This is a genomic window from Labilibaculum sp. DW002 (assembly GCF_029029525.1).
GTDB lineage: Bacteria > Bacteroidota > Bacteroidia > Bacteroidales > Marinifilaceae > Paralabilibaculum > Paralabilibaculum antarcticum.
Window position 1 is genome coordinate 38,353 of sequence record NZ_JAKJSC010000002.1, and the last position, 19,890, is coordinate 58,242.

The 19,890-nt window shown below is 35.2% G+C and carries 15 protein-coding genes; 9 read left to right on the top strand and 6 right to left on the bottom strand.

What is annotated here, in order from left to right; genetic code table 11:
• Nucleotides 1–25 precede the first annotated feature (25 nt).
• Nucleotides 26–772, bottom strand: a complete 747-nt coding sequence (locus L3049_RS11885; protein WP_275110039.1) for a hypothetical protein — start codon at nucleotides 770–772, stop codon at nucleotides 26–28.
• A gap of 259 nt (nucleotides 773–1,031) precedes the next feature.
• Here L3049_RS11885 and L3049_RS11890 point away from each other — a divergent pair, with 259 nt between their 5' ends.
• The 4 genes from L3049_RS11890 to L3049_RS11900 all read left to right on the top strand — a co-directional run bounded on the left by L3049_RS11890 (nucleotide 1,032) and on the right by L3049_RS11900 (nucleotide 6,784).
• On the top strand, nucleotides 1,032–2,024 hold the full coding sequence (locus L3049_RS11890; RefSeq protein ID WP_275110040.1) for a lytic transglycosylase domain-containing protein: 993 nt from the start codon (nucleotides 1,032–1,034) through the stop codon (nucleotides 2,022–2,024).
• A gap of 33 nt (nucleotides 2,025–2,057) precedes the next feature.
• Nucleotides 2,058–3,575, top strand: a complete 1,518-nt coding sequence (locus tag L3049_RS21645; RefSeq protein ID WP_425440816.1) for an excinuclease ABC subunit UvrA — start codon at nucleotides 2,058–2,060, stop codon at nucleotides 3,573–3,575.
• Complete coding sequence (gene uvrA / locus L3049_RS21650) at nucleotides 3,526–4,917, top strand: excinuclease ABC subunit UvrA (RefSeq protein WP_425440817.1); 1,392 nt, start codon at nucleotides 3,526–3,528, stop codon at nucleotides 4,915–4,917. Before L3049_RS21645 ends, uvrA begins: the two co-directional genes overlap by 50 nt.
• Nucleotides 4,918–5,116: 199 nt before the next feature.
• Nucleotides 5,117–6,784: a nucleoside kinase gene (locus tag L3049_RS11900; RefSeq protein WP_275110041.1), complete on the top strand. Its 1,668-nt coding sequence runs from the start codon at nucleotides 5,117–5,119 to the stop codon at nucleotides 6,782–6,784.
• Nucleotides 6,785–7,078: 294 nt separating this feature from the next.
• Here the strand turns inward: L3049_RS11900 and smpB are convergent, their stop codons facing one another.
• The 3 genes from smpB to L3049_RS11915 form a co-directional block, all read right to left on the bottom strand.
• Nucleotides 7,079–7,525, bottom strand: a complete 447-nt coding sequence (gene smpB, locus L3049_RS11905; RefSeq protein ID WP_275110042.1) for an SsrA-binding protein — start codon at nucleotides 7,523–7,525, stop codon at nucleotides 7,079–7,081.
• Between the two features lie 33 nt (nucleotides 7,526–7,558).
• Nucleotides 7,559–8,149 (bottom strand): YIP1 family protein, encoded by a 591-nt coding sequence (locus L3049_RS11910; RefSeq protein ID WP_275110043.1) that lies wholly within the window; start codon nucleotides 8,147–8,149, stop codon nucleotides 7,559–7,561.
• A 92-nt stretch (nucleotides 8,150–8,241) separates the two neighbouring features.
• A complete protein-coding gene (locus L3049_RS11915; protein ID WP_275110044.1) occupies nucleotides 8,242–8,814 on the bottom strand; it encodes a Yip1 family protein in 573 nt (190 codons plus the stop codon).
• Nucleotides 8,815–8,968: 154 nt separating this feature from the next.
• On the opposite strand from L3049_RS11915, the gene miaA reads away from it, so the two are divergent.
• From miaA to L3049_RS11940, 5 genes are all read left to right on the top strand, one after another.
• Nucleotides 8,969–9,880: a tRNA (adenosine(37)-N6)-dimethylallyltransferase MiaA gene (miaA, locus tag L3049_RS11920; protein WP_275110045.1), complete on the top strand. Its 912-nt coding sequence runs from the start codon at nucleotides 8,969–8,971 to the stop codon at nucleotides 9,878–9,880.
• A gap of 516 nt (nucleotides 9,881–10,396) precedes the next feature.
• Nucleotides 10,397–11,461 (top strand): sensor histidine kinase, encoded by a 1,065-nt coding sequence (locus tag L3049_RS11925; protein ID WP_275110046.1) that lies wholly within the window; start codon nucleotides 10,397–10,399, stop codon nucleotides 11,459–11,461.
• A gap of 20 nt (nucleotides 11,462–11,481) precedes the next feature.
• Nucleotides 11,482–12,180 carry a LytR/AlgR family response regulator transcription factor gene (locus L3049_RS11930; protein WP_275110047.1) on the top strand — a complete coding sequence of 233 codons (699 nt, stop codon included), beginning with the start codon at nucleotides 11,482–11,484 and terminating at the stop codon, nucleotides 12,178–12,180.
• A gap of 306 nt (nucleotides 12,181–12,486) precedes the next feature.
• Nucleotides 12,487–13,320, top strand: coding sequence for a hypothetical protein (locus L3049_RS11935; protein ID WP_275110048.1), 834 nt, complete (start codon nucleotides 12,487–12,489; stop codon nucleotides 13,318–13,320).
• 148 nt (nucleotides 13,321–13,468) lie between these two features.
• A complete protein-coding gene (locus tag L3049_RS11940; protein ID WP_275110049.1) occupies nucleotides 13,469–16,588 on the top strand; it encodes an ATP-binding cassette domain-containing protein in 3,120 nt (1,039 codons plus the stop codon).
• 4 nt (nucleotides 16,589–16,592) lie between these two features.
• Here the strand turns inward: L3049_RS11940 and L3049_RS11945 are convergent, their stop codons facing one another.
• Both L3049_RS11945 and dpp5 read right to left on the bottom strand, forming a co-directional pair.
• Nucleotides 16,593–17,507, bottom strand: coding sequence for a DMT family transporter (locus L3049_RS11945; RefSeq protein ID WP_275110050.1), 915 nt, complete (start codon nucleotides 17,505–17,507; stop codon nucleotides 16,593–16,595).
• A 121-nt stretch (nucleotides 17,508–17,628) separates the two neighbouring features.
• Complete coding sequence (gene dpp5, locus L3049_RS11950; protein WP_275110051.1) at nucleotides 17,629–19,722, bottom strand: dipeptidyl-peptidase Dpp5; 2,094 nt, start codon at nucleotides 19,720–19,722, stop codon at nucleotides 17,629–17,631.
• Nucleotides 19,723–19,890 lie beyond the last annotated feature (168 nt).

Sequence of the window (19,890 nt, forward strand, 5' to 3'; positions counted from 1 at the left end):
CATTGCGATTAGGGCAATGCTTTTTTTATGGCAATTTATCGCCCGATTGGTCAATCATCTCAACAATTCCTGAGCCATATACGCCAATTTCCCAATAATGACGTTTAATGCACCCGGAAGGACAATCGCCCCAGCCATAGCTGAATATAAAGTGGATAAAATCAGATGTGTAATCAATGATTTCAATTTGTGAGCCATCGCCTATGCAGGAAGTTGCTCTTGCGTCAATAATAAAGGATAGCCTTTTTAGTTCCGAAGCTAATGCTGTATGATTTATTCCCACCTCACTTTGATAATTGTATAAAGTAGGTGAAAGGGAATCTATTGTAATCTTATATTCATAGATAAGGTCATCAAGAAAACCATTGTCAGAATATCCATCTTGTAGCCATGATTTTATTTTTTTGCTGGTAGAGTCAGCTTTTAGTGTTCCTTGGTGCAAGTGAATAGGACATAGCGTATGAATATCGTATTCGCGAATTGCAGCTGCTGCAGGAAGCAAAGAGTCCATTTGAACCATTTGGAGAGCTGCTATAATTGGACCTAGATGTGAATCGAGAATTTCGATATTATTAATTTCTCTTCTTTCTTCAATTGTATAAATATTGAGGCACAAAAGTTTGGCATCATCCAAAAGGATATTAAACAAAGAATCTGAAACATTGGGATGTTGAATAACCTCTTTAGGAAAGTCTATTGTTGTTTCCCCATCGCATGAAGGAAATAATGCGAATGCCAAAAAAGAGAAGAAAAGCAGAAGGTAGTTTTTCATTCTTGAAGATTTTGGTACTGGGTTAGTAATCAACTAATAAATTGCGATGCAATGGCTTATTTATTCAGTAACGGAAACAAACTGAAAATGTTGCGTTTATGTCTTCATAAAAGGCCTTAATTTTGAAAAAATATTTATTTAGAATCATTCTTGACGAAGAGGCGTTTTTTTATGACGTAAATGTCAGAATTAGGGGAACTTTTTTGATAAAAATAGAGTAGAATCTTTTACTTTTGGTAACCATTTAAAAAAATCAAGCGTGACTATATATACTTCATTAAAGAAATTCGGAATTTTACTTGTCTTTTTAGCAGGAATTTATGTAACAGCTCAGTTGTTTAATTACTCCAAAGTAGATGATCCCACAAAGGATCATATTGGAAGTGAGTACATGAGTAAATACAATGTTTATGCCTTAAAAACGCCTTTGGATATGCGTTTTGCTGGCGAACTGGTTCCATTAGAAAGGTGGGATGTGAAAGAATCGTTGGACAGAGAGTTATTGGTGAATACCTATTGGCAATCACAGACCTTATTATTTTTAAAACGCGCCAATCGATATTTCCCGATTATCGAACCCATATTAAAAGAACAAGGTATTCCTGATGATTTTAAGTATTTGGCATTGATTGAAAGCGGCTTGATTCCAACCGTTGTCTCTCCTGCCGGAGCTGTAGGTTTTTGGCAATTTATGGCACCTACTGCTAAAGACTACAAGCTAGAAGTTAATAAAGAAGTTGATGAGCGTTACAATATTGAAAAATCGACCTATGCAGCATGTAAGTACCTAAGGGATTCTTATAAAAAATACAAAAGTTGGACATTAGTTGCTGCTTCGTATAATGCGGGAAGAAGATTTATCGATAAACAATTGAAATTGCAGGATGCGGGAACCTATTTCGATTTACTTTTAGGTGAGGAAACGGGAAGGTATGTGTTCCGAATTTTAGCAATTAAAAGGATCATGGAAAATTCGGAAGATTTTGGATTCCGTTTTCGAGACGGTGATTTGTACCCAAATATACCTACTCGTAAGGTGAAGGTGAATACTAAGGTTGAAAACTTTGCTGGCTTTGCTAAAGAAAATGGTGTGAATTACAAAATACTAAAGTTCTTTAATCCTTGGCTTAGAAAGCCCTATCTCACAAATAAGTATAAAAAAGAGTATGAAATTACACTTCCTGCCAAAGGATATATTAATTTTGCGTTTTCTGAATACAAAAAACCATCCGATTCTGCGACTGTAAAGTAGTGTATTTCGAGGGTGTAAAAGGGAGATTGTAAATTGAGTACCACAAAGAAGAAAAATAGCAAAGAGGAAGGACAGTTAGAAACCGAAAACATTGATGTTCTTGGTGCCAGAGTTCATAACCTAAAAGATATTGATGTTAGTATTCCTCGTAACCAACTTTCGGTTATTACCGGATTGAGTGGTAGTGGAAAATCCTCATTGGCTTTCGACACCATTTATGCCGAAGGTCAGCGTCGCTATATCGAAACTTTCTCAGCCTATGCGCGCCAATTTCTTGGTGGCATGGAACGACCTGATGTGGATAAGATTACAGGATTGAGTCCGGTAATTGCCATCGAACAGAAGACGACCAATAAAAACCCACGTTCTACCGTAGGAACCATAACCGAGCTTTACGATTTTCTTCGATTACTTTATGCCAGAGCCAGTGTTGCCTATTCATACGAGACGGGTGAAAAGATGGTAAAGTATACCGATGAGCAAATTATTGAACTCATCTACAATAAATTCAACGAAAAACGAATTTACATCCTTGCTCCTATTGTGAAAGGACGAAAAGGGCACTATAAAGAACTTTTTGAACAAATTCGAAAAAAGGGTTTCCTGTATGCGCGTGTTGATGGCGAAATTGTCGAATTGCTTCATGGCTTCAAAGTCGATCGTTATAAGAGTCACACCATCGAAATTTTAATTGACAAATTGGTGGTTGATGAAGTTGGCGATAAGCGACTAAAAGAATCTATTCAAATGGCTATGAAACATGGTAAGGGAATTACCATGATTATGGATAAGGATAGTGACGAAGTCAAATATTACAGTCGTCTATTGATGTGTCCCAGCACTGGACTTTCATACAACACGCCAGCACCTCACAGTTTTTCTTTTAACTCACCACATGGTGCCTGTCCAAAATGTAAAGGCCTTGGAAGAATTAGTGCTATCGATATTGAAAAAATTATTCCTGACAACAGCGTCAGTATACATGCAGGTGGCATTATTCCTCTCGGCAAATATAAAAACAGCCTCATCTTTTGGCAAATTGAAGCCATCGCACGTAAGTACGATTTCGATTTAAAAACACCTATTAAAGGCATTCCTGATGAAGCATTGAGCATTATTCTTGATGGCTCGAGTGAGACCTTTAAATTGGAAAATACGCCCTTGGGAAATTCATCAAACTATTTCTTAAGTTTCGATGGGGTTTTAAAATATATTTCCAATCAGGAAAGTAGCACGACTTCGAAAAAAGCGAAAAAGTGGGCTGAACAATTCATAAAAAATACACTTTGCCCTACTTGTGAAGGGCAACGACTTAAGAAGGAATCACTTTACTTTAAGATTCACGATAAAAACATTACCGATCTTGCTCAAATGGACTTAAGCCTTTTGAGTGAATGGTTTGGTGATTTAGAACAACATCTAAATGAAAAACAACAAATAATTGCCAAGGAAATATTAAAAGAAATTAGATCTAGATTAGGCTTTCTTACTCGACGTTGGCTTGGAATATTTATCTCTAAACCGAAGTTCAATCAGTTTATCAGGTGGTGAGTCTCAACGTATCCGACTAGCAACTCAAATTGGTTCGCAACTGGTTAACGTACTTTATATTCTCGATGAACCAAGTATTGGACTGCATCAGCGCGACAATCAAAAGTTGATTCAGTCCTTGCGTCAGCTTCGCGATTCAGGTAACTCAGTTGTAGTTGTTGAACACGATAAGGACATGATTGAATCTGCCGATTACGTGGTGGATATGGGACCTTTTGCAGGTAAGCATGGTGGTGAAATTGTTGCAGCTGGATTGCCTGATGATATCTTAAAGGGAGATAGTTTAACGGCTCACTATTTGAATGGCGATAAAAAAATAGAAGTTCCTGAAACGAGAAGAAAAGGAAATGGCAAAACGATAAAGCTTACAGGCTGTAAGGGGAATAACCTTAAGAATGTTGATGTCAGCTTCCCACTTGGCAAATTCATCTGTGTCACAGGTGTTTCCGGGAGTGGTAAGTCAAGTTTAATTAATGGTACCCTGCAACCAATCTTATCTCAACATTTTTATCGCTCAGTAAAAGATCCATTGGCATATGATAAGGTTAAAGGTATCGATAATGTGGATAAAGTTGTTGAAGTAAATCAAGCACCACTTGGTAAAACGCCTAGATCGAATCCCGCTACCTATACCAATGTTTTTGGTGATATTCGTAAACTGTTCGAAAAATTACCTGAATCACAAATTCGTGGTTATAAGGCCGGACGATTCTCCTTTAATGTAAAAGGCGGACGTTGTGAAACTTGCCAGGGAGCTGGTGTTCGTGCTATCGAGATGAACTTCTTACCAGATGTTTATGTCCACTGCGACGAATGTAACGGGAAACGATACAATCGCGAAACTTTGGAGGTGCGTTACAAAGGAAAATCTATCGGTGATGTTCTGGATATGACCATCAATCAAGCCGTTGTATTCTTCGAAAAAATCCCGAATATTCTACCTAAGCTTAAAGTTTTACAAGAAGTTGGTCTAGGCTATATTACGCTTGGTCAACCCTCTACGACCCTTTCCGGTGGCGAATCGCAACGTGTAAAACTAGCAACTGAGCTTGCTAAACGAGATACGGGTAAAACCATGTATATTCTTGATGAACCCACTACTGGTCTTCATTTTGAAGATATTCGAGTTCTACTTGAGGTATTAGATCGTTTGGTAAACAAAGGCAATACAGTCTTGGTTATTGAACACAATATGGATGTGATTAAAGTTGCTGATCATGTGATTGATATCGGAAAAGAAGGTGGACGAAATGGTGGTGATGTTTTATTCGAAGGCACGCCTGAGGATTTATTGAAATGCAAAAAATCTTTTACTGCTGCATTTTTAAAGGAAGAATTATAAAATTATAATATTCATTGTGAACAAAAGATCTCCAATAGGGGATCTTTTGTCGTTTGTATAGCTTGGTGGAGATTTTTAGAATAGTTTTCAAAAAAAGCTTAACAAAAATTAACCCGCTTGCGTAAAATTGCCCAGTCATTATTATTATCTTTAAATTATGATCTAATCATAACTAGATCTATTGTAAATTTAGAATTCTATGGGGAAACTAATTGATATTTATTTCGAAGATATAAAAGAGAAGAGATCTTATCCGGTTGGGACAGACTTGCAAACCATTTTAAAAGACCTCGTTCTTGAAAAAAAAGGTGAGATTTTGGGTGCAATGGTTAATAATAAGATGAAAGAATTGACTTATGAAATTTACAAACCTAAAAATGTAACATTCGTTGATGGAACACACCCTGATGGCAGAAGAATGTATGTCCGATCTTTGTGCTTTCTATTATATAAGGCTGTTCATGATTTGTATCCAGGTGCTGGTTTTCGTGTTGAACATTCCATTTCAAATGGCTTGTATTGCCGATTGACAGATAAAAATATCATCTTAACTCCGCCAGATATTGACGCGATTAAGAACAGAATGCATGAGATTATTGAGCAAGATTTACCATTTGTTCGAGAAGAGATGGAGACTGAGAAGGCAATAGAAATATTTGAAAGTCAGGGATTGAAAGAAAAAACAAGCCTGTTTAAAACTCGTGGTAATTTGTATACTTCGGTGTACCACTTGGGAGATAGTGTCGATTATTTTTATGGATTTTTGATTCCTTCTACAGGATCGCTTAAGGTTTTTGATTTGCTGCCCTTTTCGAGAGGAATGCTGCTGGTGACACCTGGCAGAAGAGATGCCTCTGTTCTTGAGGAGGTAATACCTCAGGAGAAGATGTTGAAAGTGTTTAGTGAGTACAAGCGCTGGGGTAAAGTATTGAATATTTCGAATGTTGGTGATCTTAATAATTACGTAAAAAATGATAATATATCAGAGCTGATAAAGATTTCTGAGGCTTTACATGAGAAGAAAATTTCTCAGATTGCAGATCGTATTCGAAAAAGAAGAAAGCGTACAAAGTTGATTCTAATTTCGGGTCCATCATCTTCTGGTAAAACAACCTTCGGTAAAAGATTGGCAATCCAATTGAAGGTAGCTGGTTTAAGTCCAGTTAATCTATCCTTAGATAATTATTTTGTAGATCGAGAACATACACCTAAAGATGAAAATGGGGAGTATGATTTTGAAGCATTAGAAGCTCTAGATGTGCGTCTGTTTAATGAAAATTTAGTTGATCTGTTAAATGGAAAAGAAGTTGAGTTGCCAAAGTTTTCTTTTGAAACAGGCACTCGGTATTACGATGGAGAAAAATTGAAAATAAACGGAAAGCAAGTCTTGGTTGTGGAAGGCATTCATGGATTGAATCCAAAATTGACTCCTTTGATTGCTGATGACTCTAAGTTTAGAATTTACATTTCTGCTCTAACCTCTATTTCTATTGATGGACACAACAGAATTCCATCTACTGATAATCGTTTGATCAGGCGAATAGTGAGGGATCATAAATATCGAAATTATAGCGCCTACGATACAATTAGTCGTTGGCCTAGTGTGAGAAGAGGCGAAGAGAAAAATATTTTTCCTTATCAAGAGGAGGCAGATGCGATGTTTAATTCAGCCTTACCATATGAATTGGGGGTTTTAAAAAGACATGCAGAGCCAATTCTAAAAGAAATTCAGCCAAACATGGTTGAGTACTCGGAAGCGAATCGATTATTGAAGTTTTTTAGCTATTTCCGACCAATTAGCGACGAGGAAATACCACCAACATCCTTAATGAGAGAATTTTTAGGAGGAAGTACCTTTGACTATTAATTGTTGATAACTTTTTACCTGTTCATATTCAACCCTGTTTTACTTGTTAATAGCATTAGCAAATAAGGCAGGGTTTTATAGTTATTAACAATTGTATGTTCGGTAATTAGGGGTGTTCGGAAGTTATTAACAACTCATCAACACTGTTGATAACTTGTTAGTTTTCTGTTAATAAACCCTAAAATGACATGGAGCCGTTTTTTCTCGAAACGGGCTGCAAATATAGGATAAAAAGAAGGAGATTTGAAAAGAAATTGTCGGTTTTTTTAGAAAAAAAAGATTCGCTTAAGCTAACTATCTCTTCATCATGCGATCTATTTCTCTCTTGTGGTCTTTTTGCTTTAAACTTTCTCTTTTGTCGTAGTGTTTTTTACCTCGACAAATAGCAATTTCCATTTTGGCAAAACCTTTTGGATTAAGGAATATCTTTAAAGGAACAATGGTCAAACCACTTTCTTTGGTTTTTCGATCCATTTTATCTAATTCCTTTCGATTTAATAGGAGTTTTCTTTCTCTTTTTTCTTCGTGGTTGTAATACGAACCAAATTTGTATTCAGAAATATGCATGCCTTTCACATAAAGCTCGTTTCCGGCAAAATAGCAGAAGGAGTCTGCTAAACTTGCTTTTCCAGCTCGAATAGATTTAATTTCAGTTCCAAATAGTTGAATTCCTGCTACAAAGGTCTCAATGAATTCGTATTCAAAGCTGGCTCTTTTATTTCTAATGTTTATTTTCTGCATTGCAAATTCTTAATTTCCCCACAAATTTACAATTTAAATCGTAACTGGTAGCTTGAATAGAATGGAAAACATTCGATCGAATATTAAAGGTAGTACTAAAACCAACAAGCTTGCCATTATAGTGAAGCCTGGTTTTTTATTTTCTGCTATAGGTAGAAGAGGTGTTGTTCCAATCCATAAAATTCGAATAAAATACAGCTCGCAAAGTAGACATATCTGATTTAGAAAGGAATAAGGGCTAAAAAGCTTGGCTATTCCGTGAAAAACACAGAATGCAGCACCGCTATAAATGATCAGTTGAAATATAATGTATGGCTTTATTGTGAGTTGGAAATTTGGAGCCAATAAAATGATGATTTTAGCAGCGAAAAAAAGACCAACAATTAAAGAGAAAAAAGAAACAAATAGCTGAGAAATACTAACGCCAATACTTTTGGTGTGAATTAATACACCAAAAAATGAGATGATAGAACACGCCGCAATTAAAGGTATTGCAAAATAAAGGAATAATGACTTTACTGATGTTTCTTCTTGCGCAATTGCATTCCATTCCTTTTTGGGAATGAAGAATAGGTTTATTAGCCTTGAAAAAGAATGTATAATAGTTTGTGAGCGATATTTCATTGTCTTTGTTTCTTCATTTTGATTAAGATCAAAATTAAGCAAGCTTTTTAAATATCAGGATGTTTTAGATGAATTTTATTTTGAACTTTTTATTAAAATCCTAAATAGCTAGCAATGCCAATAAAGAAAGCTCCTAAAACAGCATAAACAGATAGAAGTCCGATAAGGATAAAGGTGAAATAACCCGATTTTTTATCTTCGGGAATGTTTAGCATAGGGCCAATTCCTTTGTATAGTATGAAAAAACTAAACAGACCTAGGATGGTTAGATAGTTTATGCTAGGCAATAAAAATGCAAGTGAGTTAAATATAATTCCTGGAACAAAGGAGTATCCTACTAAGGTAAAAGCTTTAGTGAATCGTTCTTGTTTCGTTTCATAGTGAGCAAACTTTGCAATTAACAGTGTTGAAATGTAAAAGGATACTATGGAAAATAGAAAGGTTGCACTAGCAGAAAATAAATGCATTTGAATGTGTTGTGCAGGATTTTGCTCGAAGAGTTGATAGCCTAAAAAATTGCAAGTGCCCATTATTACTAATAATGGCAGTATAAGTTGAATGAAAATTTCTTTGGGTGTATATCTTTCTTGGGCAATTTGTTTCCATTCCTGTCCGGCTTGAATAAACAATTGAAATAGGTGTTTATAAGTACTATAAATTGTCATATTAAAAGGAGTTGTTGGTGAATTCAAAAAACTTAAAGTAATTTTGCTGTGTGTGTTCACATGCAGTTGTGTCTTATTGTAAGATAAACATTATCCGGATAAAGAAAAATTGATCTTATTTAGTTTTCTCTGAATTCTTGTAAAATTACTCGAAATGCAAAATAACTTATTAGTCGTACTTGGAGCTACCGCAACAGGAAAAACAAGCTTAGCTGTACATTTGGCAAAAGAATTTCAAGGCGAAATTATAAGTGCCGATTCACGCCAAATTTATAGAGGTATGGATTTGGGCACAGGAAAAGATATCGAGGAATATGTTGTTGATGGAATGCCAATTCCATACCATTTAATCGATATTGCAGATGCGGGTTACAAGTATAATGTTTATGAGTTTCAGAGAGATTTTGTGAAGGCTTTTGAGCAGATTTCTGCTAAAAATAAAATGCCAGTTGTCTGTGGTGGAACGGGAATGTATTTGGAGGCGGCTTTAAAAGGATATAAGTTAATTGCAGTGCCAAAAGATCAAGAATTTCGTGACGAGTTAGAGGCAAAGTCATTGGACGAGTTAGGAGTCATTTTGCGTTCATATAAAGAAGTGCACAATAACTCTGATTTAGAAACGCAGAAGAGAGCGATTCGTGCCATTGAGATCGAAAGATATTATGCATCCAATCCGCAAATTGAAATGGATTATCCGGAGTTGAATCCCTTGTTAATTGGTATTAAATTCGACCGTGAAGATCGAAGAAAAAGAATCTCTCAGCGTTTAAAGGAAAGATTAAATTCTGGAATGGTGGAAGAGGTTGAAGGACTAATTAAATCAGGTGTTTCTCCAGAGGATTTAATTTACTATGGCTTGGAATATAAATTTCTAACGCAATATGTGGTTGGCGATTTAACCTATGATGAGATGTTTTCAAGACTCGAAGTTGCTATACATCAATTTGCTAAGCGACAAATGACATGGTTTCGAAAAATGGAACGAAGTGGCTCCAATATTCATTGGTTAGATGGATTTATGCCTTTAGAGGAGAAAATTCAAAAGGTAAAAGAGCTCATGCTTTAAACGAAGTCCTTTTCGATTTCCGATATATCGACAGAGGTGTTTCTATCTGCTAAGCCAATTGAACGCGATCTGCACAGGGATTTTCGCCGATGTAATGTTGTCTTATTCAATGAATTATTTGATTCCATTCTCTTAATGTAACTAGCTTTTTTTCTTTATTTTATCAGTTCCTTTAGTGTTTGCCAGGCAATGTTCTGGAAATGCGATATTGAAATCTGGTTTTTTGATAGTTTCTCTGAATTTTAGAATGAAAACCTACAAGATTTAAAATTTATCTATCGATATTCTAGAATAAAATGACTTTAGCAATCACAGCTTCTTTCTTATTTAAATTAGAATAGGCTATGATATTGCAACAGCAATAAAAGACCTCAAAACAGAATGATCGTTTTACTCAATTAAGATATCGGAAGATTATTGGCTTTTAACAGGAGAATTGCATCTGACAACGAATAATTTTTAAGGAATCTCAATTCTTTTCTACTTTACCTATATAATTTAGAAGTAAGTCAGTTCATGAGTAACATAAAAAAAATATCTCGAAGTAGAATCGCATATCATATTTTGTTTTGGGTACTTGCGTTAACGTTTTGGTTATTTACCATGTTTGTGGCAAGTAGTTTTAAAAACATTGTAAAATTAGAGCCTGTTTTAATGACTTTGATTTTTAATCTTTGTTTTGCGGCTGCAGTCTATTTTAATCTGTTAGTGTTAATTCCACGTTTGTTTAAAAAACAACGATTTTTTCTGTATAGTGTTTCTCTTCTGATAACAATTTCAATAGCTGCCTTTTTTATCGATTTCTTACTGGTTTATCCCTTGCAAAGCTTTGTTCAGGGAGAAGAGTATTTTCAAGAGTTGACCTTTTTTGTCTGGTTTAATTTTGCATTTTTCACTTTTATATATGTTGGGGTAACAAGTTTTTTATCCTTGATGCGGGAGCTATTTGTTCTCCAAAAAATATCATTTCAGTTAAAGGATATTGAAAGAGAAAAATTGGAGGCTGAGTTAAAGGCTCTTAAAGCACAAATAAATCCACATTTCTTATTCAACACCTTAAATAATATATATTCGTTAACACTTGATAAGTCGGATAAAGCACCTAGTTTGGTATTAAAGTTGTCGGACTTAATGAGATATATTTTATATGATTGCAACGATCGTTTTGTTTTGTTAGAGAAGGAATTGGATTTTCTCAATAATTATCTTGATTTGCAAAGAATCCGATTGGATGATAAAATTCCAGTTCAGATGACTGTGAAAGGGAATGCTAATAGCAGTATGATTGCACCCTTATTGTTTGAACCTTTAATAGAAAATGCATTTAAGCATGGCGCTTTTGGTAAAATGAATAATGGATTTGTGAATATTCTCTTTAATTTTGAGGATAAAGAGCGAATTGAACTGGTGATAGAGAACAGTTCTGAGTCAGATTGGAGTCAAGAGGACAAAAAGGACAGTGGAATAGGGATTAAAAATGTAATTCGTCGATTGGAATTGTTGTATCCTGAAAAACACAATCTTGAAATAGCAGAGGTTGACAACCTGTTTAAGGTTTCATTGAAAATAGATTTATCCTAAAGAAACTAAACTTTATGAAGTTGAAATGTTTAATAGTTGATGATGAGCCTTTGGCGCAAAGGGTTTTGGAGAAATATGTCTCAGAATTGCCAGGTCTTGAATTGATAGGGAAGTGTAGTGATGCAATTGAGGCGATGGAAGTTTTACAAGAAAATGAAGTTGATCTGATTTTTCTAGATATCAATATGCCTCGTTTAAGCGGAATTAATTTTTTAAAAACATATAAAAATCCACCAATGGTGATAATAACAACGGCATATACCGAATATGCTTTAGAGAGTTATGAGCTGAATGTATTGGATTACCTTAAAAAGCCATTTTCGTTTGAACGTTTTTTACAATCGGTTCAGAAAGCAGAGGAAAAAATGAAAGGTACTCCGGAGCCTCAAGAAGCAGAAAAAGAGGAGCGAGAATATATTTTTGTTAAGGCAAATAAAAAAACAATTAATATAAATCTTGATTCCATTCTATATGTAGAGGCTTTGGGAGATTACGTGAAAATATTTACGATCGATGGGCATGTTGTGACTTATCAATCTTTGAAAGGAATAGAGCGTTTGTTGCCTTCGCAGAAATTTTATCGAATTCATAAATCGTATATTGTGTCTTTATCGAAAATTAAATCGATAGAAGGAAATATGGTTCATTTAGAAAAAGCTACTATTCCTATTGGAAATAACTACAAACAAGGGTTTTTTCAAGTAATACACCCTGTTTAAAATTATAATCAAGTTTGTTTTTCTGAAAGTGATTCGAAGCTTTGTGCTATTGGGTCACTTTCTTTATTTGCAGATAAATGAAGGTGAATGTTTTTCTTATCTGTTTGATTGGCAGGGCGAATCGGTATTGTGAAATTTGATGGCATGCATGGAGCTTACCCGAATAATTTTCAACATGTTAAAAAGATTGGGAAGGCTTATGAATAAGGAGAAAGATATTGAATAAATCATGCTTGTAAATCGCTCTCTTTTTGTTAAATTTAGACCTGAAAAACTAGAATTTTAGATTTTAAAAATTAAAAATCCATGAAAAAACTAACTAATTGCCGTTATATCACATTTCTTTTGGTTGCCGTTTTTGCTTTGAATTTTGTTGCGTGTAAGCCTGTTGATAAAAAGAAAGGTGAAGGACAAACAGAGAAGCCATTACTTAAAAAAGCGATTGCTAAAGAGGTAAAAGATGTGGTTTATCCACTTCCAACAACCTTCGAATTGACTTCAATGTTGAATAGAATTGGTGCTGACTATATTTTAGGCATTTCAAATTCTACTGAAAATGCAGATAAATATTTTACAGAAAAAGCCAGAGCTTTAAATCTTGGTATCTATAGTGCTGACCTAAGTTATGCAAGTACATATCACAGAAAGCAGGAGACTATGTTGTTTCTTAAAGCTTCTAAAAAAATTATCGATAATCTGGAGATTACTTCAGCTTTCAATGAGACATTAGTTAGCGATGTTGAAAAGAACTTGGATAATAAAGAAGAGCTTATTAAGCTTATCACAAATTCATTTTATGACACTTACGCTTTCTTAAACAAAAATGGTAAAGCAAACCTTTCTCTTTTTGTAGTTAGTGGTAGTTTCATCGAAGGGCTTTATATTGCAACTCACATTTCTGAAAATACCTTTACTAATCCTGAAATTGTAAAAGTAATTTTCGATCAGAAAGCAATTCTAGAGAAGTTGCTAGATGTGTTAGCTCCAGAGGCTAAAGATGCTAATATTGCTTCTTTAATTGCTGATTTAACTGGTTTAAAAGCAAGCTACGATAAAATAGTAGATGGTAGCATGACAGAAGATCAATTGAATGAAATTTCTGCTAGTGTAGCAAAACTAAGAGAAGGTATCGTTCAGTAAATGATCCTTAAAAAATATCTAACTGCCTTTCGATTTCGAAAGGCAGTTTTTTTATGTCCATATCTCTTCTTTCTAATTCTTTATGTTTGGGAAATAAATTGTATTTTTAAATCATTCCGAAATAGGTATACCAAAATTCCATAAGTAAATGGGGGAATCGATTTTAAATGCGTTAATGCATCTGTTTGCGATTGTAGCAAATGCAAAAGAAGAGGGGGTTTCGCGAGAGGGAAGGGTGATTGTTGAAGGGTTTTTGAATCGCTATGTTAATTCTGAGCTTCAAGTAGAATATTTACGATTATTTGAGAACTATTCTGAATTCTATCGTCGAGAGATGGAGTATCAGGCATCTGTTCATGCCCAGCAGGCAAATATACTTTCTTTAACAGAAGCATCTAAAGTTTGTTCTAAGATTAAAGTAGAGCTCGTACAGGAAGAACGCTTGATTGTATTGATGCGCTTATTGGAATTCGTTTATGAGGATAAATTGGTAAGCGAAAATGAATTCGAATTCATAAGTATCGTTGCTGAAAATTTTAAAATACCACGTTCCGAATTTATTAATTGTCTCGCCTTTGTTTGGGGTGATACGCTCGATGAATACGATAAAAGCAAGTTTCTGATAATCGATAATAAGGTTACCGAGTGGTCCGAGAATTTATCGTGGTTCATGAAAAAGGATGTAAAGAAGAAGGAAAATGACTTCAAGCATCTTTTTTGTGAAAATTTGTATGGTAGACTTATCGTAATGTTCGCAGAAAGTGTGAATTTACTGGTTTTCAAGTACGAAGGTGAGCTTAATTTATATTTAGAAGGGAATAAAATAAAACCAGATAGGACCTACCAATTAAGCAATGGATCAATAATTAAAGGGCCTAATATCAAGTCAATTTACTATACGGATATTGCTGGTAAATTTCTGAAAGAAGAATCTCAGGAAAAGATCATATTTTCAGCTAAGGATATTGAATTTAAATTTAGAAATTCTCATAATGGGATTCACAACTTCAACATCTCCGAGAAAAGTGGCCAACTAATTGGCATCATGGGTGGTAGTGGTGTAGGAAAATCAACACTATTAAACGTCCTTAATGGCAATTTACCTCTTAATAGCGGTGAAATCTTCATCAACGATTTCGAAATTCACAGAAACAAGTCTGCTATTCAAGGATTAATTGGTTTTGTTCCTCAGGATGATCTTTTAATTGAAGAATTAACGGTCTTCCAGAATCTATACTATAACGCAAAGCTCTGTTTCAAAGAATTTACTGAGCATCAAATTTTAAAAACAGTTCACACTTTACTCCATGATTTAGCACTTTATGAGGCTAGAAATCTAAAAGTAGGTAATCCTCTAAATAAATTCATTAGCGGTGGACAACGTAAGCGTCTAAACATCGGTTTGGAGCTTATGCGTGAACCATCAATTCTATTAGTTGACGAACCGACTTCGGGTCTTTCATCTACTGATTCAGAAATGATTATGAATCTTCTGAAGCAACAAACTTTAAAGGGAAAACTAGTTATTGCTAATATCCACCAGCCCTCATCGGAGATCTTTAAGATGTTCGATAAGCTATGGATTATGGATAAAGGTGGTTATCCGATTTATACAGGAAATCCGATTGATTCAATTGTTTATTTTAAAACACAAAACTCACAAGTTAATGCCGCTGAAAGTGAATGTATCACCTGTGGTAATGTAAATCCTGAGCAAATTCTACAAATTGTAGAAACTCGAAAAATTGATGAAAACGGTAAACCAACTCGTGAAAGAAGAATTCTTCCGGTTGAATGGTATGAAAAATACAAGGAGAATATTGAAGCTAACCATTTGCCATTGCGTGCCGATAAAAAATTACCTAAAAGTAATTTTAAAATACCAAGTAAAGTTAAGCAATTCTCGATTTTTTGGATTAGAAATTTACTCTCAAAACTAACAAACAGGCAATACTTAATTATTAACCTGTTTGAAGCACCCTTGTTAGCCTTTATTCTTGGCTTTTTCACAAAATACACTTCAGCTGGCAACTATGTTTTTGGCGACAACAAGAACTATCCCGTTTTTCTATTTATGGCTGTCGTCGTTTCCATGTTTATAGGACTTAGTGTCAGCGCCGAGGAAATTATTCGTGATAAAAAGATATTACAACGAGAGAAATTCCTGAATTTGTGTAGGATTAGTTATCTGGCATCTAAAATTATTTTCTTGTTTGTTTTATCAGCGATACAATCCATTTCATTTGTGTTGATAGGCAATTACATTCTTGATATAGAAGGAATGACCCTTTCCTTTTGGCTCGTTCTGTTTACAACATCCTGTTATTCTAATATGGTTGGCCTAAATATTTCTTCCGGGTTAAATTCTGTAATTACAATTTATATCCTCATACCATTAATTCTGGTACCGCAACTTCTTTTGGGTGGTGCTATGATTAAATTTGATGATTTACATGGAGGAATTACTAATAAAACCTATGTCCCAATTATAGGTGATTTAATGACTACACGATGGGCTTACGAGGCTATGGCTGTCACTCAATTTAAGGATAATGAATTCGAAAAACACTTCTTCGATTATGAAAAAGGTGTCAGTGATGCTGCCTTCACAAGCTCATTCTTAATTCCAAAAATTGAATCAATTCTTATTGATTGTGAAAGGAATATTGAATTCGAAAAAAACTCAGAAGAGACCAACGCTCAATTTCTGATGCTTCAAAATGAAATAGAAAGATTGGCTGAAGAAGCTGGTTTTAATGTATTTCCTGAAATTAAAGAATTGAATATTTATGATTTTAATTTAAATGTAGCAGAGAATACCAGACATTTTTTAGATAAAATAAAGTTGTATTACGTTGGTTTGGGAAGTGAATCGGGCTATAAGAAAGATTTTCAGTACTCAAGATTAGTTGACTCACTTGGACGTGATGGTGTATATAATTTTAAGCAAAACTATTACAATCAAGCCTTGGCTGATTTGGTTTTAAACAGAACTGAAGTCAATAAAATGATTGAAGTCGATGAAAGGCTTGTTCAAAAGAAGGATCCAATATTCATGTACCCTGATTCCAGATTTGGGCGAGCTCATTTTTATGCACCCGTGAAACGAATTTGGAATTATTACATCGACACCTATTGGTTTAATCTGATGATAATTTGGTTAGGAACAGCTCTTCTTTTTTTTACTTTGTGGTCTGATGTTCTTCGTAAAGTGATGAATTACATAGAGGGAATTAAACTCGTTAGACGAGAGAAGAAAAGAAAGTAATGCGCTAAGCTTTTTTTGCTGCAGCCCTTCTGTTGAGAAAATTTACCAGAAGCAAGCTAAAGGCAATTACGCACATTCCAATAATTGAAATTACATCTGGATGTTCATCAGGTAGAATCATCCAGCTTAAGAATGCACCAAAAATTGGGATGATAAATTTCCATGTGTTTAGGTTGGAAACTTTAACCCCAGGACGTTGTAATAAGCCAAACCAAATTGTAATTGCAAAGGCAGAAACCATTGCTAACCATGCCAATGAATAATAATATTCGTTTGGGTGAATGGTAGTCCATGATGGATTTTCAACTGGGATTGAGATGAGCATTAATACGGCTCCTCCAATAATCATCGAGAAGGATGCTAGAACACGAGGTGGCATGTCTTTGGCATCTCGTGAAACAATTACATTGCCAGTACTCCCTACAATATTATTCAAAATTAAGATTCCAACACCAAGTGGAATTGTTGTAGACAGAACAAAATCTGCCCTTCCCAAGCTGATGATGCATACCCCAGTTAGACCCAATAGAATGGCCATTATTTTTTGCCAGTTCATTTTGTCATTTTTCAGCATAATATGAGCCATTATTGCTGCGAAAAGAGGTTGAGCTCCAATCAACATTGCACCTAAGGCTCCAGGTAAATAACTAATGCCAGTGTAAAATAATCCGTAAAGAAAGGTTGTCTGTAATAAGGCAACCCAAAGAATAAAGCGCCATCTTTTTTTAGATTCGAGTACTTTGTATTTTAAATCTTTTATGAAGGGTAATATGATAAGACCTGATAAGAAGAAGCGGATTCCTGCAAATTGAAGAGGAGTAGTGTACTTTAAACCAATTTTAATGGCAGTAAATGGTGTAGCCCAAAGTAAGCATGCGAATATGGCAAGTACTGTGGTAGATAGTAGAAACTTCTTCATGTAGGGAATTAATTATTTCTGCAAACTTAGGTAAAAAAAAGGCTAATACTGAATAAAGAGAGGAAACAAAAATCCCCACCAAAAAAGGGCAGGGATAATTCTATTCTGTCAGATCTGGGATCTACTTCTTTAACCATTTATCTAGCCAGCTAGCAAATTCGCGTTGCCATAGAATTCCATTCTGAACACCAAGTACCCAATGGTTTTCTTCAGGGAAATAAAGATATTTCGCAGGAATACCTCTCAAACGAGCAGCATTAAATGCTTGCATACCTTGTGAAGCAACAATACGGTAATCTTTTTCTCCGTGAACAACCATAATTGGCGTATCCCACTTGTCAACAAATTTATGAGGAGAGTTAGCATATGAACGCTGAGCAACCTTGTTTTTCTTATCCCAAAATGCTCCGCCAAGATCCCAGTTCACAAAAAACATCTCTTCCGTTTCTAAATATTGAGCTTCTAAGTTGAACATACCATCGTGAGCAATGAATGCTTTGAAACGCTTGTTGTGATGACCTGCCAACCAGAAAGTCGAGAATCCACCATAAGATGCACCAACACAACCTAAACGATCTGCATCAACATACTTCTCAGCTTTCACATTATCAATTGCAGAAAGATAATCTTTCATATTTTGTCCACCATAATCGCCTGAAATTTGCTCACACCATTCTTTACCAAATCCTGGTAAACCTCTACGGTTTGGTGCAACAATTACATAGTCATTTGAAGCCATCATTTGGAAATTCCAACGGTAACTCCAAAACTGAGAAACAGTTGACTGAGGGCCACCTTGGCAATAAAGTAAAGCTGGATATTTCTTATTCTCATCAAAATGTGGTGGCTTAATCACCCAAACCAACATCTTCTTACCGTCAGTCGTTTTTACCCATCTTTTTTCAACTGTACCCATGGTCAACTGATCAAGGATGTGCTTATTTACGAAAGAGATTTCATTTGACTCTCCTGTTTTAGCATCAACAGTATATAATTCAGCTGGCTTACTCATTGATACACGCTTAGCAATCAACTTATCACCAACAGGATGTACCGATTGGTAATTATGAACACCTTCAGTAATCTTGTGAATTTTACCATCAGCCATGTTCATACGGTAGATCTCATCAGTTGCATGCCAGTTAGAAATAAAGTAAATAGATTTACTATCCTTTGTCCAAGTTAGGTGACCAGCATTTTGATCGAAACCTTTTGTCATATATTTCTTCTCGCCAGTCTTCAAGTCCATTACAAATAAACGAATCTGATCTGCCTCATAACCTTCACGTTCCATACTTTCCCAAGCCATATATTTTCCATCAGGCGAAAAAGACAGGTTATTATCGTACCCCATCATACCTTTGGTCATGTTCTTGGTTTTTCCACTTTCCAAATTATAAAAATAGATATCTGTATTAGTAGAAAGACCATATGCTTGACCGAACTTCTTACGAGAAGAATAAGCAATCGTCTTACCATCAGTAGTCCAGTTTACTTGCTCAATTCCACCCCAAGGGCGAACAGGAGCTTCCCACTTTTCACCTTCCATAATATCCTTACCAGTTTTCAACATTGTTCCTTTGCTGAAATCAGCAACAAAAATGTGAGTGTAAGTTTCTACCCAATGGTCCCAATGGCGATAAAACTCATCGTTAATAACGCGACCATCAGATTTTTTCAAATCTGGGTGTTTATCATGAACATTCTCTTCAAGCTTTACCTCTTTCGAGAATAACATTTTCGACTCATCTGGAGAAAATTTAAAATCGTTAATTCCACCTTCAATATCAGTCAATTGCTTACGGCCTGTTCCATCAGCATTCATTTCCCAGACCTGAACCGATCCGCTTTCAGCTGAAAGAAAAGCAATCTGACCATTCTTTGTCCAACGTTCTCCCCACTCTTTACCTTTTGTATTGGTAATTTGAGTCGCTTTGCCTCCAGCAACTGGAAGTGTATAAAGATCTCTGTACGATTTATTTTCTTCTTTATTAAAATAAGTCACTCCATAAAGAACTGTTTTCTCGTCAGGCGAAATACTTTCTCCACCCATACGTCCAAACGACCATAAAACCTCTGGTGTCATACGATCTGAAGCTAATTTGGTTTCGGGTGTTTTGTAAGATGAATCATCTTTTGGTTCCTCAGCTTTTTGTTGACAGGATGTTAATCCAGTAACAAGTGCTAAGCCTAGCAAAAGGTTTTTGTTTTTCATGATGGTATGTGTTTGTTGATTTAAATAAGTTTCAGCACGGTAAATGTAATGAAGAATGAACAATTATCAATGAACAAATAGGAATGAAATTGCCGTAGAGGGGTATTGCATACGTCTTTGGTGATTTTATGATTTGGTGCGAAAAACGAGATGCCATAAAAAAAGACC

Excerpts from the sequence above, each read along its gene's own strand:
- L3049_RS11885 (WP_275110039.1), bottom strand. The coding sequence starts at position 772 with ATGAAAAACTACCTTCTGCTTTTCTTCTCTTTTTTGGCATTCGCATTA.
- L3049_RS11900 (WP_275110041.1), top strand. The coding sequence starts at position 5,117 with ATGGGGAAACTAATTGATATTTATTTCGAAGATATAAAAGAGAAGAGA.
- smpB (WP_275110042.1), bottom strand. The coding sequence starts at position 7,525 with ATGCAGAAAATAAACATTAGAAATAAAAGAGCCAGCTTTGAATACGAA.
- L3049_RS11910 (WP_275110043.1), bottom strand. The coding sequence starts at position 8,149 with ATGAAATATCGCTCACAAACTATTATACATTCTTTTTCAAGGCTAATA.
- L3049_RS11915 (WP_275110044.1), bottom strand. The coding sequence starts at position 8,814 with ATGACAATTTATAGTACTTATAAACACCTATTTCAATTGTTTATTCAA.
- miaA (WP_275110045.1), top strand. The coding sequence starts at position 8,969 with ATGCAAAATAACTTATTAGTCGTACTTGGAGCTACCGCAACAGGAAAA.
- L3049_RS11925 (WP_275110046.1), top strand. The coding sequence starts at position 10,397 with ATGAGTAACATAAAAAAAATATCTCGAAGTAGAATCGCATATCATATT.
- L3049_RS11935 (WP_275110048.1), top strand. The coding sequence starts at position 12,487 with ATGAAAAAACTAACTAATTGCCGTTATATCACATTTCTTTTGGTTGCC.
- L3049_RS11940 (WP_275110049.1), top strand. The coding sequence starts at position 13,469 with ATGGGGGAATCGATTTTAAATGCGTTAATGCATCTGTTTGCGATTGTA.
- L3049_RS11945 (WP_275110050.1), bottom strand. The coding sequence starts at position 17,507 with ATGAAGAAGTTTCTACTATCTACCACAGTACTTGCCATATTCGCATGC.
- dpp5 (WP_275110051.1), bottom strand. The coding sequence starts at position 19,722 with ATGAAAAACAAAAACCTTTTGCTAGGCTTAGCACTTGTTACTGGATTA.